The sequence below is a fragment of the Dolichospermum sp. UHCC 0260 genome (assembly GCF_009711985.1).
GTDB classification, from domain to species: Bacteria; Cyanobacteriota; Cyanobacteriia; order Cyanobacteriales; family Nostocaceae; genus Dolichospermum; species Dolichospermum lemmermannii.
On sequence record NZ_VIKZ01000035.1, the window covers coordinates 14,701 to 30,741 of the forward strand.

The 16,041-nt window shown below is 37.4% G+C and carries 15 protein-coding genes and 1 pseudogene; 6 read left to right on the forward strand and 10 right to left on the reverse strand.

What is annotated here, in order from left to right:
- Nucleotides 1-2 precede the first annotated feature (2 nt).
- The 4 genes from purN to fraC all read right to left on the reverse strand — a co-directional run bounded on the left by purN (nt 3) and on the right by fraC (nt 3,129).
- The gene (purN, locus tag FJR08_RS14445) at nt 3-653 is read right to left on the reverse strand and encodes a phosphoribosylglycinamide formyltransferase (RefSeq protein WP_168633624.1); all 651 of its coding nucleotides are present in this window, start codon (nt 651-653) and stop codon (nt 3-5) included.
- A gap of 83 nt (nt 654-736) precedes the next feature.
- Complete coding sequence (locus tag FJR08_RS14450; RefSeq protein WP_168633625.1) at nt 737-1,516, reverse strand: ABC transporter permease; 780 nt, start codon at nt 1,514-1,516, stop codon at nt 737-739.
- A 20-nt stretch (nt 1,517-1,536) separates the two neighbouring features.
- Nucleotides 1,537-2,547, reverse strand: a complete 1,011-nt coding sequence (gene fraD / locus FJR08_RS14455) for a septal junction protein FraD (RefSeq protein WP_168633626.1) — start codon at nt 2,545-2,547, stop codon at nt 1,537-1,539.
- 36 nt (nt 2,548-2,583) lie between these two features.
- Nucleotides 2,584-3,129 carry a filament integrity protein FraC gene (gene fraC / locus FJR08_RS14460; protein WP_168633627.1) on the reverse strand — a complete coding sequence of 182 codons (546 nt, stop codon included), beginning with the start codon at nt 3,127-3,129 and terminating at the stop codon, nt 2,584-2,586.
- Between the two features lie 275 nt (nt 3,130-3,404).
- Between fraC and FJR08_RS14465 the strand changes: the two genes are divergently transcribed.
- On the forward strand, nt 3,405-4,541 hold the full coding sequence (locus FJR08_RS14465; RefSeq protein ID WP_015078379.1) for a cob(I)yrinic acid a,c-diamide adenosyltransferase: 1,137 nt from the start codon (nt 3,405-3,407) through the stop codon (nt 4,539-4,541).
- Between the two features lie 89 nt (nt 4,542-4,630).
- Here FJR08_RS14465 and FJR08_RS14470 read toward each other — a convergent pair whose 3' ends face one another.
- Entirely contained in the window at nt 4,631-5,467 is an 837-nt protein-coding gene (locus FJR08_RS14470; protein WP_168633628.1) for a DUF4351 domain-containing protein, read from the reverse strand.
- 218 nt (nt 5,468-5,685) lie between these two features.
- Here FJR08_RS14470 and FJR08_RS23275 point away from each other — a divergent pair, with 218 nt between their 5' ends.
- Together FJR08_RS23275 and FJR08_RS14490 are read left to right on the forward strand one after the other, a co-directional pair.
- Nucleotides 5,686-7,905 (forward strand): tetratricopeptide repeat protein, encoded by a 2,220-nt coding sequence (locus tag FJR08_RS23275; RefSeq protein WP_217357520.1) that lies wholly within the window; start codon nt 5,686-5,688, stop codon nt 7,903-7,905.
- A 147-nt stretch (nt 7,906-8,052) separates the two neighbouring features.
- The gene (locus tag FJR08_RS14490) at nt 8,053-8,223 is read left to right on the forward strand and encodes a hypothetical protein (protein ID WP_168633629.1); all 171 of its coding nucleotides are present in this window, start codon (nt 8,053-8,055) and stop codon (nt 8,221-8,223) included.
- Between the two features lie 173 nt (nt 8,224-8,396).
- Here the strand turns inward: FJR08_RS14490 and FJR08_RS14495 are convergent.
- From FJR08_RS14495 to der, 3 genes and pseudogenes are all read right to left on the reverse strand, one after another.
- Nucleotides 8,397-8,603 (reverse strand): annotated as a pseudogene (locus FJR08_RS14495) (nucleotidyltransferase family protein); the annotation flags it as partial.
- A gap of 207 nt (nt 8,604-8,810) precedes the next feature.
- Nucleotides 8,811-9,740, reverse strand: a complete 930-nt coding sequence (locus FJR08_RS14500) for an energy-coupling factor transporter transmembrane protein EcfT (RefSeq protein ID WP_168633631.1) — start codon at nt 9,738-9,740, stop codon at nt 8,811-8,813.
- Between the two features lie 244 nt (nt 9,741-9,984).
- The gene (der, locus tag FJR08_RS14505; RefSeq protein WP_015078384.1) at nt 9,985-11,349 is read right to left on the reverse strand and encodes a ribosome biogenesis GTPase Der; all 1,365 of its coding nucleotides are present in this window, start codon (nt 11,347-11,349) and stop codon (nt 9,985-9,987) included.
- A 450-nt stretch (nt 11,350-11,799) separates the two neighbouring features.
- Here der and FJR08_RS14510 point away from each other — a divergent pair, with 450 nt between their 5' ends.
- A complete protein-coding gene (locus tag FJR08_RS14510) occupies nt 11,800-12,423 on the forward strand; it encodes a hypothetical protein (RefSeq protein ID WP_168633632.1) in 624 nt (207 codons plus the stop codon).
- A 293-nt stretch (nt 12,424-12,716) separates the two neighbouring features.
- On the opposite strand, the gene FJR08_RS14515 is transcribed toward FJR08_RS14510, so the two are convergent.
- On the reverse strand, nt 12,717-13,460 hold the full coding sequence (locus FJR08_RS14515; RefSeq protein WP_015078386.1) for a response regulator transcription factor: 744 nt from the start codon (nt 13,458-13,460) through the stop codon (nt 12,717-12,719).
- 219 nt (nt 13,461-13,679) lie between these two features.
- Here FJR08_RS14515 and FJR08_RS14520 point away from each other — a divergent pair, with 219 nt between their 5' ends.
- Complete coding sequence (locus tag FJR08_RS14520) at nt 13,680-14,753, forward strand: YheT family hydrolase (protein WP_168633633.1); 1,074 nt, start codon at nt 13,680-13,682, stop codon at nt 14,751-14,753.
- Between the two features lie 12 nt (nt 14,754-14,765).
- On the forward strand, nt 14,766-15,482 hold the full coding sequence (gene hetI / locus FJR08_RS14525) for a 4'-phosphopantetheinyl transferase HetI (protein WP_015078388.1): 717 nt from the start codon (nt 14,766-14,768) through the stop codon (nt 15,480-15,482).
- A gap of 80 nt (nt 15,483-15,562) precedes the next feature.
- On the opposite strand, the gene FJR08_RS14530 is transcribed toward hetI, so the two are convergent.
- Nucleotides 15,563-15,784, reverse strand: coding sequence for a ferredoxin-thioredoxin reductase variable chain (locus FJR08_RS14530; protein WP_015078389.1), 222 nt, complete (start codon nt 15,782-15,784; stop codon nt 15,563-15,565).
- Nucleotides 15,785-16,041 lie beyond the last annotated feature (257 nt).

The window sequence follows — 16,041 nt, forward strand, 5'->3', positions numbered from 1 at the left end:
GTCTATTTCCTTTGACTCAACAAAGAAATCGCCATTGGTAAAATCCGATGCTCTTGGATTTGAATTCTCGCGTGTAGTGTTTCTGATGTATCATCTGGTAAAACCGGAACAGCCGCTTGAATTAAAATTTCACCACTGTCAACTTCTAAAGAAACAAGATGTACAGTACAGCCCGTAATTTTGACTTTAGCAACCAAAGCCTGTTCTACAGCTTGCACGCCCTTAAAACTCGGTAATAAACTAGGATGAATATTAATCATCCGATTAGGAAAAGCGTCAATTAAAACTTGTGTGACTAATCGCATCCATCCCGCCATAATCACGAATTCTACATTATACTGCTGTAATGTTTGGACAACTTTATGATCAAATTTTTCCCGATTTTTGTAGTCCCGATGATTTAACAATACAGATTCTACACCCCAATTTTCAGCCCTGACGGCTGCTTTCGCATCAGGATTGTTGTAAATTAAAACTTGAATTTGGGCGTTAATTTTACCATCGGCAATGGCTTGGGCAATTACTTCAAAGTTACTACCATTCCCAGAAGCCATAATTCCTAGTTTCAAAGGCTGATTCGAGGAAACTTGGTGATGATAAATATCAGGATAAATGAGACTATCAGTAGTATTTAGTGGGGAATCGTAAATCATAGACAATAATTATTTTCACAAAATTTTTGAAAGTCGAGATTTTCAGATCCCCGACTTCTCTAAGAAGTCGGGGATCTTGTTATTTAAAATTCTCGTCTTAAAAAGATAAGAATAGCGATCGCTAACAACATAAAACTATAAAGCAAACCATATCCCGCATTGGTAATTAATGTAATTGTATCAGGTAGTGCTTGCAAACCGTAAACAGCATCATTCTTTAAATCTAATCTAGATAAATCTGGCAAAATTAGATATAAACTTTGGGTAATGCGTTCCATACCAGGATTCTGACTTAATTTACCTAATGCCACTAAATCTTGAGTAACATTCCCCATTAAATACACTGCAAATGTTAGGGCTGTGGCTATTAGTGAACTGGTAAAAACGCCCAAAGTAATGGCTACGGCAGTAATTAAACATAATTGAAAAAAGATGAATAGCGTAGCCAGAAAAATGCTAGTAACCGGATAGGATACTTGACCAAGTTGTAAGAATCCTAAATAAATTATTGTCATTGCAGTAATGAGGACAGCGATAACTGCTGATAACCCTAAATATTTACTAGCAATAAATTCACTGCGGCTGATGGGTTTGGCAATTAATACTAAGATAGTCCGTTTTTCGATTTCTTTGTTAACTAATCCTGTGCCGATAAATATAGCCACAATTAAACCAATGACGTTCATGGTTGCCAAACCAAAGTCTAAAAAGATTTTATCAAAAGCAGTGACAGTAAATTCGGGAATGGCACGGAAGGCAATACCCAGGATAATGGCATAAAAACCGATGATGTACAGGATGCGATCGCGGATCACTTCCTGAAATACATTCTTAGCCATGACGACAGTTCTCATTACATTCATAGTAATTGCTTGTTTCTTCCTTATTGCTGTGCTGGTGGAGAACCCATGATAAATTTACTTGTGCGATCGCAAGTCAGACGGGCAATGGTGTTTTTATTATCTGTTTGTTTACCAGAGTTAGATGGTTCTATCAAACAAGATTTTTTCCAGTAATATCCTTGAGAGTTGGCACCAGGTCCCCCCCAAATTGTCAAAATATCTAGTCTATATCCAGATTTAATATTGACTACACGGGGTTCAACTCGCCATAATAGCCTTTCTTGAGATTGACCTAAATTACTATTAATCGTTCTTCTCCCCAAGTTTCCTAGTCGCGGTTTAGCTTCTAGTAACCATTTTTCCACTTCTGACCAAGGTTTATTGGCAATTTGTTGATTAACTAAAGGTTGTAATTTATTTAAGATCAAATCACCAGTTTTCGGCTTTTTGGCTGGTGGTTCTAATCTAATCACAAAAGCACTTTTTTGAAAATTATCTGCTCGTAAACTAGGATATTCTTTTAACCATTTATCTATGACAAAGTAAAACTGAAGCCAACAACTAATTAGCATACACCAAGCTAATAAAACTACAACTTTTTGACGATCTTGTAATTTAGGAAGTTTGGCTTTTGCTAATTTTCCACCTGTACCTTCAAAGAAATTAGGTATGGCTGTAACTATGGCAGCTATTGTTGGCCAAATAACTATCGTATTCGGTGTTAATACACCTTCTTTTTGTCCAAAAGCAAAGATACTCACTAAAAATCCCGTTGTTACTGCCCCCACTGGCATAAAAGTTCCCGGAACTCTTAAAGGATCATCGGTAGTATACCAAGCTGTTCCTGCTAATAAAAATAGCCAACCACAAAAGGCAATAATATCTTTGATATACCCTAGGGCAAAATATGATATTCCCCAAGAAAAAATACTCAAATAAATTAATGTTTGCCACGAGTATGCTTTAGCAGGTGTCAGAAATTTTTGCACTCCTGCAAATAAATCCTGAATATATTTAAATATGCCACGTATTTCCTTCAATAAAAAGTTCATGAGATTACCTCTAATTAATGCAATGATGAATATTGATCATTTTATCGAGAGCGAGCGAATTAGGATAATGAAGGTTATGGCAGTGTAACTGAGTGAATTGGCTATTAAGGTTGCAGTTATTAAATTAGTATTTTGCAACTTAGCCATATTCATATAACTGGCTCTTTGCTGTGAAGAAATGATTTCTGTTTCTGTTTTTTTTCCTCCTTCTCCCATAAAAATTATGAGGATCTTCATTAGTAAAAATTTCACTAGAAAAGTCGCTATGAAAATAGTAAATGACAATAAAACTATCATTGTGCCAATGCTAGGATCTTGAAGTTTATTAAAAAATACATAATTAATCAATTCTTTTTTGATAGCGATGTCTAATATTGGTTCGACTGTGAAAAACACAATCCAACCAATTACACTCGAAAAAACATTTAAGGCTATAGCATAAAAAATGCTGGTTCTTTTATCAAACTTCAGCCATCTATTCAGAATATAAGCTTCTAGGGGAATGGCAATTAGTAAGAATAATATCTCAAAAAATATCGCCCCAATGGGCAAAATTATAGGTAGTGATAATTCATCAGACATAATGGTAACAACAAGGAGATTTTAGGAGTTAGTTAGATCCCCGACTTCTTCAAGAAGTCGGGGATCTGGGGATTAGTTGTACAGAGTATAACTGAAAGAATACGGATAATCGGCAATTATCTCATTCTTCTGACATTTATGATCTGAGTGCGTCAAGATATTTAGATTAATTTTATTATACATTCATCAAACTGTAATACGCAGATAAAAAACCGCACATTCTAGACTCTAGTTTCGTTAAGATAAGGAATTGCCACTTTATAGCTTTTCAAAATATGACAAGGAACGGTATCGGTATTCGCACAGCGCAAGTGCGTTCTGAGCGGCTTACGGGTCAAATTCACGTCTATGATGGTATTGGGAAAGGTAAGTCCCAAGCAGCTTTAGGAGTGGTTTTGCGCTCGATTGGTTTGGGCATTAATACACCCAGTGATTCTAGCCGGGTTTTATTGCTGCGGTTTTTGAAGGGTCCAGAACGGGATTATGATGAAGATGGAGCGATAACTGCTTTACAGCGAGGGTTTCCCCATCTTATTGATCAGGTTCGCACAGGAAGAGCGGAGTTTTTTGGCCATGATCAAATTACACCTTTTGATCGAACTGAGGCTGCACGGGGCTGGGATGTAGCCAAAGGTGCGATCGCTTCCGGGTTGTATTCAGTAGTTGTTTTGGATGAAATTAACCCGGTTTTGGATTTGGGTTTGTTATCGGTGGAGGAAGTGGTAAACACGTTAAAATCTAAACCCCAAGAATTGGAAATCATTACGACTGGACGCGCTGCACCACAAGCATTGTTAGATATTGCGGATTTGCATTCGGAAATGAAACCCCACCACCACCCCACAGCCGCAGAACTCTTTATTGAAGGGATTGAAATTTATACAGGTGCAGGTAAGGGTAAATCTACCAGTGCTTTGGGTAAGGCTTTGCAAGCTATTGGGAGAGGTATCAATCATCCTGGTTCTACCCGTGTATTAATTATGCAGTGGTTGAAAGGTGGGAGTGGTTATACTGAAGATGCAGCTATAGCGGCTTTACAGCAATCTTATCCTGAAGTAGTAGATCATCAACGGTGTGGACGGGATGCCATTGTTTGGCGGAATTCTCGTCAAGATTTAGACTATATAGAAGCGGAGAGGGGTTGGGAAATTGCCAAAATTGCGATCGCTTCTGGTGTGTATAAAACTATTATCCTCGATGAACTCAATCCCACTGTGGATTTAGAATTGTTACCAGTTGATCCCATTGTTCAAGCTTTGTTACGTAAACCCCGTGATACGGAAGTGATTATTACTGGGCGCTGTCAAAATCAACCGGCTTATTTTGATTTAGCTAGTATTCACTCTGAGGTTTACTGTCATAAACACTACGCAAATCAAGGTGTGGAATTGAAGCGGGGGGTTGATTTTTAAACCGATAATATCCCCGACTTCTTAAAGCAGTCGGGGATCTAGTTTTTAGTTTTTGTTTGGATTGAGAAAACCCAACCCAAAAATCACTATTAATGATGATCTTCTTGATTTAACCAAGTTACTAAATCAGCAATTTCGGAAATATTAAACAACGCTGCACCTAAATTTTCTAGATGTTCAACCGATAAGACTTTTACTCTTTCAAGTATTTCAGAATCAAGTTGTCCAAAGCGTTGATTAAGTAACATTAGACAAAATTTAACTGCCTCTTTTTGTTCTCCTTTTCCTTCTCCCTTCTGCAAAATATCCTGATAAATTACTGATTCTTGCATAATATCCTCACTTAACAATTGACGAATAAAATCTTTTTCAAACCGTAACCCGGCTAAAATCTCTGTGTAAGCTGCAATATCCTGTTTAGTCTCCCTATCTGCAATTTTAGCAACATTATTGGCAATCTGGGATAATAAACCTTGGGGTGAATTTGTCCGGGTTAATGGTGCTAATGGTAATAATGCCAGATTATGCAAAAATAATTCTGGTTCTTCTTCCCACATTCTGATGACACGGTAACGGTGTCTGGTTGTTTCGTTAACATATTCTTCAGTAAAAACAGTTGGATCATTTGTTTCTTGTAAGAAAATCACTACTTGGGTTACAGGAACTTGATATGTACGGATTAATCTCACTGAATAGTCTAACTCCCTAAAAGGAATGGGAGGTTTAGATTGTGGGTTAGTTTGAAATTCAATATGTAAAATCCGATTTTCTGTTTGTAGGAAGGTGACAAAATCAGCGCGAATTGGTTCTATACTCAATTCGGTTTTTAAGACTTTGATTGTTTTTGGTTCTTGGGGAAGTAACCATTTAGCAAAATCAAAGGGATATTTTTCTGCTAGTAGTTTACAAACGTTGTCAAAACTCATAGGGTTATAAAATTAAATTGTCAAATTGTCAGAATCAGGATATCCAGGATTTAAGGATTTACAGGATGTTTGTTTGAGTTGTGTTTTTAGGGTTTGAGGATTCTATACTTTTCGGTTAGACTCAAAAACTGCAATGTGATCTAGATTAGTGCTTTTTGTTGCTTGATAGGGAATAATAGAATAAATACTTTTTGTCAGATAAAGGTGGGTTTTGACAAATGGACTGGACAACTATACTCAAAGCACAGCAGACTGATTTTATTCAAAGACTGAAATCTGGTGACTTACTCCATTGTAAGAAGGAAGGCCAGCATAGTGAGTTGACAGTTATCTCTGGAGAGAGGTTACAGCAATTACGGGATTTTTGCTGGGATATGGCTGAAAAATATAGACATACTTCTTCAACTCCTATTCGTGATGTTGTTATCAATAATTTCAAGGGAAAGCTGGGTGAGGAAGTTGTTAAAAGTCGTTTAGGTGACTTTGTAACTGAAGTTGATTATAAAAAACGCAAAGGTGGAGATGGTAAGGTTGATTTTACCTTAACTTCTGATTCATCAATTGGTATTCAGGTTAAAACTCGTTATGGAAATTTTGATAAGGTTCAATGGTCAATTGATAGAGAAGAAATTGAAAAAAATGCTGTTTTAATTTGTATTTTATGTCAAGAAGAATTTAGTGAAAATGAAAAAGAGTATCGTTTTATTATAGCTGGCTTTTTACCAACCAATATGATTAAATCAACTGGTGATAAAACTTTAGTCGGAATAGATGAATTACTTTATCCTGGTGGGTTACGTGGCTATTTAGAGAGTTTTATATTTTATGAACCAAATGATTCTATTAATTCAGGTTATAATTTAGCTCTGATTTATGATCAACAAGCAATGGCTTGTCGAGAATCAAAAGATTATTTAGGAGCATTATCTAATTATAATAAGGCTATATTTAGCAATCCTAATATTTCTGCAATATACAATAATAGAGGACTTATACATGAGGCATTAGGAAATACGCAGAGTGCAATTGACGATTATACTCAAGCACTCCTTATTAATCCTAGCCTTACTGAAGCCTATTATAATAGAGGAGACATCCGTAACAACTTGGGAGATACGCAGGGTGCAATTGATGATTATACTCAAGCACTTCTTATTAATCCTGCCGATACTGAATTATACTACAAGCGGGGTTTGGCTCATTCTTATTTAGGAGATAATCAAGCTGCTATTTCAGATTATACTCAGGCAATTAAGCTTGATAGTAATTATATCGATGCCTACTATGAACGAGCAGAAATCTACTCTAAATTAGGATACAAATTAGCTGCTATTGAAGATTTAACCAAAATTATTAACATTGCTCCTAATGAAGTTAGTGCTTGTTGGAAGGTAGAAAATATTTATTATAATTTGGGGCTATATCAAGATGCTATATGGCTATATACACAGATTATTGAAATTTTACCCACTGATAATTATGCTTACTACAACCGAGGAGTAGCTTGTTATAATTTAGGAGATAATCAAGGTGCTATTGAAGATTTTACATACCTTATTAAACTTTCACCACGTGATGCTAATAACTATTACTATCGTGGGTTAGCTCGTTTCAATGCAGGAGATAATCGAGGTGCTATTCAAGATTTATCAACTATGATTGCAATCAATTCTAATGATGCTCAAGCTTATTTCAAGCGCGGATTAATTTATTATAATTTGGAACTATATCAAGATGCAATTAGAGACTATAATCAGGCAATAAAAATTCTTCCTAATTGTGCTAACACCTATTACAATCGTGGCTTAACTCTTTTATCTTTAAAAAATCAGCAGGCCGCAATAGATGATTTTAAAAAAGCAGCCCATATTTACAAACAAGAAAATAATATTAATGATTACAATGAGACTCTTGAACGACTTGAATATATTCAGTGTGTTGATGTTGAGCTAAAATCAGCAGTAAATATGAATTATACCCGTCTTCGTGACTTACTTGCAGCAGGAAAATGGAAAGAAGCTGATGAAGAGACAACGCGAGTCATGTTAGCGGTTGCGAAACGGGAATATCTAGGCTCGCTAGATTTTAATAGCATTAATAATTTCCCGTGTGAAGACCTCCGTACTATTGATCAATTGTGGGTAAAATACAGCAATGAACGTTTTGGTTTTTCTATCCAAAAGCGTATTTATCAAAATGTTGGAGGAACAAACAAGCATATGGGAGAAACAAACAAGCATAACAGAATAATTACGTCAGCTTTTGGCTACGCTGTGGGATGGAAAACAGCAACAGAGTGGTTTTATTATGGCGATATTACTTTTAATATAAATGCACCAAAAGGCCATCTCCCAAGACAAATATTAGTGGAAGAATCTAATGGATTTTTGGTATGTTTTTTTTATATCTTCTCTCGCGTTGAGACTTGTAATATTTAAAATATAAGCCTCATTACCAGCAAGCACTAATTTAAACTTATATCCCATTTATATAAATCTAAATAAAATCTTGATATTTTGGAAAATCCTTGTTTTTAAAAATAAATGTGCTAAAATTGCCAGTATATTTTATATGCAAGGAGAAAAATGCAATATTTTCAGCCTGACCCTAATTATATTCACTATCTAGCTAAGAAATTGGCAGCCTCAGTTTTATCTCAGTCAGCATCTGGTTGTAGAAAAACGAGTCCGTCTATGACTAGACTAGCAAGCCATGTTTTGTTAAATGAACATTTAGCCAGAGGTGATGATAAATAACTAAGACAAATTCCTATCGGGTTAATTATTGATGCAAAATAAATTATCACGATAGGAATTTGATTTTATACTTTTGGTAAGCTTCGCTTTTTAGATCACAAAATAATTAAGATGATCACTTTATTAAATCCTGTAAATCCTTAAATCCTGGACATCCTGATATGGCTAACGCCACGATTTCCCACATCATCAAAGAAAGCAATATCAAAATCTTTAATAAATAAATCACATTCTTTCCCAAACAGAGAACGCCAAACTGTATTTCTGACTGCACCCCCAGCCAACCACCAGTTAGGTAAATCGAGTTGGGCTATTGCAGGTAACACGGTGGCAATAATAGAATTAGCAAGAATAATTTGTAGTTGTGTATTATTATTCATAATGTATAATTTAGAGGAGCATGGATAATATGACCATAGATAGTAATACTTTGGATTTAGTGGCTGGAGGATTAGCAATCATTATTTTGGCAGGGGGAATGTTAATGATGTTTACTACCATTTTCAGCACTAAAAAATAATCAATTACCTCACCCAGTAGAGACGTTCCATGGAACGTCTCTACATTTTTTTTCGCCAGGTGTCTATTTAAGAAACATCAGCACCAAAAGCTATCCTAATTACCCAAAATATCATTAAAGTGGCGATCGCTAACCAATCACCCATTTTCAACTTTAATTCCTGCCATTTAACTCGATGTTCGTTAGGACTAGTAAAACCCCTTACCATCATCGCATTTGCCATTTGTTCTGCCCGCAAAAGCAGATTTTCTAATAATCTCTCAGTCACAATTAACCAAACTTTTGCCCCTCCTTTTAATCCTAGCTTTTTCCAATTAATTGCCCTAGTCATTACAGAACGCACTAGGTTTTGGATTTCTTCTAAAACTAGGGGAATAAACCGCAAAGATAAAGTTAACGTCAGGGTAATTTCTGTAACGGGAATATTGAACCTTCTCAACGGCTGCATTAAACTTTCCATTCCCGAAGTAATTTCTTCCGGTGCAGTTGTGAGTAAATATAAATTAGTGCTGTAGATTAATGTAAAAACTATTGTACTCAAGCTAATTGCCAAATCCAAAGAACGGCGATTTACTTTCACAAATCCTTTATTAAATAGCACATAGCTATATTCTTTATGACTATCTGCTAATTCGGGAGTAACTTGGATCTTTTTATCAGTTATTGGTTGGGTGAGGATTTGTTCATTTGCAGGTAAACGGGACTGATAACTTACACCTAATCCATCAGGACTAATGGAGCCAATAACTAATACCATAAATGATAATATCAACAACCAGCCCATTTGTTGTCGCCATACTCTCAGAGGAATTCTGGCAAATACAGTAAAAGTAATTAGCAGTAATACCAATAATACTCGCCAATAGTTATTAGCGACAATATAGCTACTCAGAAAGCTCAATAACCAAATTAACTTAACTCGCGGGTCGAGTTTATGTAACCAAGTTTGTGGCTCTTCTAAGTAAAGTCCGAGAGGAAGCGATCGCAATAAATCCATATTTTGTCAGTTGTCATTGGTCAGTTGTCAGTTGTCAGTAAGCCACCCAGAAATAAAACTCCGGTCTAATAGCTAAAGTACGTTAAAACGCACTCTGATTAACTCAAAATCAAAAATTATCCTATTTCTAGAATAAATAAACATAAAACAGTCGGTTTTAACCGACTTTAGCTTTTAGGAATTTATTCCCTGGCTTCCTTTTTGGCTTCCTAACTGACTCCTGACTCCTGACTCCTTACGTTTCCTATTTTACACGAGTAGCGCGGTTTGGACCGCCAATTTCCACGTCTCGAACTTTCTTACTGCGCCAAAATAGCCGAATGGGTGTACCTTGAAAGCCTAACTGTTTGCGGAATTGGCGTTCAATGTAACGGCGATAATTATCATTAAAGCGGGTATTGTCATTAACGAACAGCGCGATAGAAGGAGGCTGACTACTCACCTGAGTACCATAGTATATCTTGCCCTGACGACCGCCCCGTGAAGTCGGTGGTGAATGCCAACTGATAGCATCTTCTAGCACTTCATTAATTACTGATGTACTCACACGGCGTTTGTGTGCCTCAGCCGCTGTATTTACCAATTCTAAAATCTTTTCTACCCGTTGTCCCGTAACAGCACTAACATAAATGGTATCTGCCCATTCTGTAAAGTGTAAGCGTGATTCCAATTCTTTTGCATGATCATAAATGGTATACGAGTCTTTCTCAACAGCATCCCACTTGTTGACAACAATAACACAAGCGCGACCTTCTTCTAAGACGCGACCTGCTAATTTTTGATCCTGTTCAGTTACGCCATCTACCGCATCAATCACTAATAAAACCACATCAGAACGGCGAATAGCTTTGAAAGCGCGGTTAATACTGAAAAATTCTGTCCCGTATTCGATATGTTTCTTTTTGCGAATACCAGCAGTATCAATTAACCTATAGGTTTGATCACCTCGTTCAACTACTGTATCAATTGTATCTCTAGTTGTTCCAGAAATAGGACTGACAATAGCTCTATATTCACCAACAAACGCATTGAGTAGGCTGGATTTGCCTACATTTGGTCTACCAATAATGGCAACTTTAATTTCCTTATTTTCCTCTTCTTCTACTATCAGAGGAATGTGATTCATTAACTCATCCAGGATTTCCCCTGTCCCACTACCATGAATCGCGGAAATGGGGAAAGGTTCACCTAGTCCCAATTCCCAAAATTCAGCAGCTTGAATCACCCCTTGATCTGGAGATTCACATTTATTCACAGCCAGTAATACGGGTACTGGTTGTTGACGTAACCATTCAGAAATTTCTTCATCTGCGGGCATCAAACCAGCTTGTCCATCCACAACAAAAATAGCAGCACAAGCTTCTGAAAGTGCTGTTAACGCCTGTTGGCGAATCATGGGGAGAAATTCGGTGTCATCGTTAAAAACCAAGCCACCTGTGTCCACTACCACAAATTCCCGATCATTCCAAAAAGCTGGACGATAGGTGCGATCGCGTGTTACCCCTGGTTCATCATGGACTATTGCCGTTTGATCTCCGGCAAGACGATTTACAAAGGTAGATTTGCCCACATTGGGGCGGCCGATAATTGCAACAATTGGCAATGGCATAAACTAGAGTTCTTTAGTGCTGAGTGTGTAGGTGTGCTGAGTTTTGTCTCTACGTTCTTCACCCAGCACTGTTTTAGAGAACTATTTATTTTACCATGGTTTTTGATAATTAGGAGTTTTTGAAAAAGTTGTCTGTCAGGGTAGGGAACTCTTAACTCTTAACTGGGAACAGTTTTGTTCTAAAAATCTGCAATTAGAAATAATTAAATTTGTCAATACTGTAGCCAAATTAGGATGGTTCAAAGGCTGTATAAGCATTGTGAGTACGACCAAGTGAGGTAAACTGCGATATTTACAGAATTTTTTGTGTCAACATACGAGCTATGTAGACTGGTTCAGGAAGATTGTCTTTGCGAGCTAATTTTGTTATTTTGGGGTTACTATGTCTTTAAGTACGAAATTTTGTTATGAGATTCAATATTTATGGTGACATAGTATTAAATTTTGTTTGTGTTAACTATTTTATTTTTGAACACCATGTTCATCAACCAAAAAGTTTGTATAGCTATCGCTGGTGCTACCTTGGCTGGGACGATGATTGCTTCTGCTTCCCCTGCTGGTGCTGTTGTTTTTACCTATAATGGTTTAAAGTACGATGTAACTACGCACAGTTTCAATGGCAATGATGCTTTTTTCGGCACAAACGCTTTGAACAGTCCACGTAATGCGTTGTGGGGAAATCAATCTCTTGCTAATGGATTGGCTAGTGTTGTTGGTTGTCCATTAGGCGGTTGTTACGTGAATCCGACTGGAATAAATGGGAATAATTGGGCAGGAGCGTACTTCGCTTATGCAACCCAGACTGAACACGTACCTGGAAAGACGAACTCCATTCTAAGTTTAGCGTCAATACAGCCGAACAATTCAACCCAACTTCCATATATAGGAGAAGTTCAACACTCCTACAACATATATAACTGGAATAATCCCAATCGATGGTTCGCTATAGCTATAGGTGTGCCTGTGCCTTGGGATATTTCAGGGAGTGGTACTATTCTTGGTTCTATAACAGGAATTGGTCTTGGTGTAGGGTTAAAGCGATTAAAAAGCAAAAAAACATTAACAATAAGTTAAGTTGGCGTTAAAAATTCAATCTATATAACAATACCTTGTCCAAATCGAAAAAACTCTTGATTTGTAGGTTGGGTTGACGTATGTTACCCAACAAATGCGTCGGGTTGCGCTGTCGCTTAACCCAACCTACAAAAAATGGACTTTTTGTCAGTTGTCAGTTGTTAGTAGGGGCGAAGCATTTGGAAGATAAATTATCGGTCATTGCCAAAAATAGTTCTCCAAATGCTTCGCCCGTACAGTTGTCAGTGGTAATAATTCTTGCCTGTTCCCTGTTCCCTGTTCCCTGTTCCCTTTCACTCAACTATTGTAGCGATCGCTTCGTCAATTCCAGAAGATACACTAGGTAATTCCAGACAATATCCCGCACCGTAGACAGTCTTAATGTAGCGTGGATGACGAGGATCTGGTTCGAGTTTGGTTCTCAAATGACGAATATGCACGCGAATAGTCTCAATATCATCATCAGGATCATAACCCCAAACTTCTCTGAGGATTTCGCTGGGGGAAACGGTTTGTCCATGACGTTGTAGCAAGCAGTGGAGTAACTCAAATTCTAAATGAGTCAATTTCACTGTTGTTTTGAACCAGATAGCCTCAAATCTTTCGGGAACGAGAGTAATCGGTCCATAGTTGAGAATTTCGCTATGTTTTGCAGCTTGGGGAATCCTGTCCGTGCGTCTTAATAAAGCCCGTACCCGCGCTAATAACTCTTCTAGCTCAAAGGGTTTGGTGAGATAGTCATCCGCACCAGCATTAAAGCCTTCTACCTTGTTTTGAGTTTGGCTTAAAGCAGTTAACATCAATACAGGAATTTCGGAAGTGCGTTCATCCCGACGTAAGCGTTGACAAACTGTAAACCCATCTACTCTAGGTAACATCAGATCGAGCATAATTAAGTCTGGTTGTAGCTGGAGAGCCAGCGCCTGACCTTTGATACCATCTTCGGCTTGACTAACATCGTAGCCCGCCATTTCCAAGTTGACGGCAACAAGTTCTGAAATCGCTGGGTCATCGTCTATGACAAGAATCCTCGGCATTCTTAAAAATTATAACTACTTTATTTAAGGATAATTGACGTTTCCTCGACTACCAAAATTTCGCTTTGCTGATTCTGGGAAAAAGTTGAGGGATTGTGAGATCATGGAGCAAACTCTAGACAGTTGTTTTCCTTGATATATAAAAAGATTACCACCTCAATTATAAAAAATATGTTAAACCTAATATAAATATTAAAAGTAAATGATTGTAATATTTATATGTATAAATACGAGTATTTGCCGCCCTATTTTTTGCAAAATGGCGTGACCATGACGACTTATACAGCTTTATGGGCTAATCGTGATTGGGAGCGTAAAACTACTCACCCAGAACCAAAATACCAGGAAGTCATCTTCACAGGTGGTCAAGGTGTGCCAATTTTTGGAAAAGTTGCTATTCCCCCAAATGCCCATAGTACGATTCTTGGCACTTATGGTATTACTGGAGAATTAGACCAACAATGGTTTTTAAGAATTTTGGGACGCAAGGCTTACGCCCAAGGCTATGCTGTGGTGTTATTTGATTGGCGGGCGCATGGTAAAACCGCAGAATTATCGCCAACATTGACTTCTGATGGTTTGTATGAAGGGGAAGATTTTGTCAGAATTGCGGAAACTGCGGCAAAAATGGGTTGTCCTTCGCCATTTTGGTTTACGGGCTATTCTTTGGGGGGACAATTGGCGTTGTGGGGAGTGAAAGCCGCAGCGGATTTAGCACCTAAAGACATTGATATTGCAGGTGGGGCGGTGATTTGTCCGAGTTTGGATTCGTTCCGTTCATTGACTTATTTGGTTACACACCCCTTTGGTAAATATATTGAATCTCGCATTGCTAAGGAATTGAAAAAACTGGCCTGGAAAATTCATGCTGTTTATCCTGAATCTATGCAACCAGAAGCTATTGCACGGGCTAATAGTATTTGGGGATTTGATGAAGAATTGGTGATTGAACGTTTGGGTTTTGCCACCGTCGCTGATTATTATCAAGCCAGCAGTGGGTTAGAATTATTACCTAAATTGTCCAAACCAACTTTAATTTTATATGCTGCTGATGACCCTTTATTTGATCCTGCCATTATTCCTGATTTAGAAGCCGCTGCTACGAAAAACCCTGACATAGATTTATTACTGACTCGCTACGGTGGCCATGTTGGTTATGTGAGTAGCAAAAAATGTCAAAATCAATATGAAGATCCTGATCAATGGTGGGCTTGGAATCGTGTTTTAGAGTGGATAGAAACAAGCCGTAGCCAAAAAATTGAAAATGGTTCTATGCAAAAAAGTAAAGTTTAATTATTAGCGATTGTGTTTAATTTTAATTGGCTACCTGCACCTAAAAAATTAGATTTGTTATTAAATGATGTGCATATTTGGCGCATTAATTTAAATTCATCAGAATCACAATTACAATTTTTTCGAGAAACTTTATCTAGTGATGAAATTGCTCGCGCCCAAAGGTTTTATTTTCCTGAACATCGGCAAAGATTTATTGCTGGACGTGGCACTCTCCGCGCCATTTTAGGGCAATATTTGGGTATTGATCCCAAACAAGTAGAATTTGAATATCAGCCCCGTGGTAAGCCTTTATTAGCGGCTAAATTTGCTGATCAAGGATTATTATTTAACTTATCTCATTCCCAAGATTTGGCTTTGTGTGGAGTAAGTTATCAAAATCAAATTGGTGTGGATTTAGAATATATTCGCACTATGTCTGATTTGGAAAGTCTGGCAAAACGGTTTTTTTCTTTTAAAGAATATGAACATCTGCGACTTATTTCTCCCCAAGAACAGCAACAAATATTTTTCCGTTATTGGACTTGCAAAGAAGCTTATTTAAAAGCCACAGGAGATGGTTTAGTACAGTTAGAAGAAATTGAAATATCTTTAACACCAAATCAACCAAGTCAATTACTTGTATCAGGAGATTGGAATTTAAGAGAATTAACACCAGCAGAAAATTTTGCGGCTGCGGTTGTAGTTGCAGGTAGCAATATTAATTTGCATTGCTGGGAATATTACTGAAAAAGAGTTCAGAAGTGAGAATCAATTATTGGGGATACTGAATTCTTTTTTATTCCCTCTTCTGACTTCTGACTCCTATTCTAGATACTTTCTATTTCAAAATCGCGTAAGTGGGCTTTAAATTTTTTGCCAAACTGCACTAAAAAAGGAAAGTTAGCACTCACGGGTCTACCCTGCCATTGGGTGACAATAGCCACTATTTCTCCTTCTGTACCTTTGATGTCAAAAGCCTGACCGCGATGTTCAGGATGATGATAAACTACTACTGATTCTTTCACTTGCACGCGATCGCCTACTTTCATAATATCTTATGTATCTAACTTTTTTTGTTCCCAAACCATCTCCACAGCTTTTTTGAATATAAAATCCAGCATGATTTAATGGCAAACTCAATTTTACAACACATCGCGCTATTCAGCCGTGGAACAAACTTGTATATTTCTTATTAAGATGATTGGTAATTGGTAATGGGTAATGGGTAATGGGTAATTGGTAATTGGTAATGGTAATACTCTTTTCCCTACCTCCCCTACCTCCCCTACCTCCCCTACTTCCCCTA